Consider the following 783-nt stretch of genomic DNA (forward strand, 5'->3'; position numbering starts at 1 on the left):
GCTTGGTCACGGCGGTGCTGCGCCCGGGCAAGACCCCGACCGGCGCGGAGAACGCCAGCATCCTGCGGCGCGTGCTCGAGCGCCTGCGCGCGGCTTGGCCGGACACCCATATCCTGGTCCGCGGCGACGGCCACTTCGCCAATCCAGAGATCATGAGCCTGCTCGCGGAGCGGGCGAACACCGATTTCCTGGTCGGTCTGACCGGCAACAATCGGCTGTACGAGCAGGCCCGGCCATATCTCGACGCCGCGGCCGAAATGCACGCTGCCCGCTGCGCGGAGGCCCAGCGGATGGGCATCACCCCGCCTCAGGCTACGCGCAGCTACCACGAACTCTCCTACGCCGCGGGCTCGTGGCTGATCGCCCCGCGAGTGGCCCTCAAGGCCGAGGTCATGGCGGCCGGCCGGAACCCGCGGTTCGTCGTGACCTCCCTGCAGCACCCCGAGCCCGAGCAGCTGTACGCCGATCTCTATACCGCGCGCGGACAGGACGAAAACTTCATCAAACACTGGAAGAACGACCTGTTCGCCGAGCGCACCTCCGACCGCAGCTTCCTGGCCAACCACCTGCGGCTGTTCTACGCCTGCGCCGCGTACGTCCTGCACCATGCCCTGCGCACGCAGGTCCTGGCGCACACCGAACTCGCCCGCGCCGAGCCCGGCACCGTGATCGTCAGGCTGTTCAAACTCGCCGTGCGGGTGGTGCCCAAAAAGCGACGCGTGGACCTGCACCTGTCCACCGGCTGTCCGGTGAAGGGCTTGCTGCACCGGGCGAGCGAGATCC

Annotated in this window: 1 protein-coding gene; it reads left to right on the plus strand. The window is 68.8% G+C overall.

The features are described from left to right. Window positions 1-783 (plus strand): IS1380 family transposase (locus tag CKO28_RS29745; protein ID WP_200344786.1); only part of this gene is annotated, 783 nt, incomplete at both ends.

The sequence above is a fragment of the Rhodovibrio sodomensis genome (assembly GCF_016583645.1).
GTDB lineage: Bacteria > Pseudomonadota > Alphaproteobacteria > Kiloniellales > Rhodovibrionaceae > Rhodovibrio > Rhodovibrio sodomensis.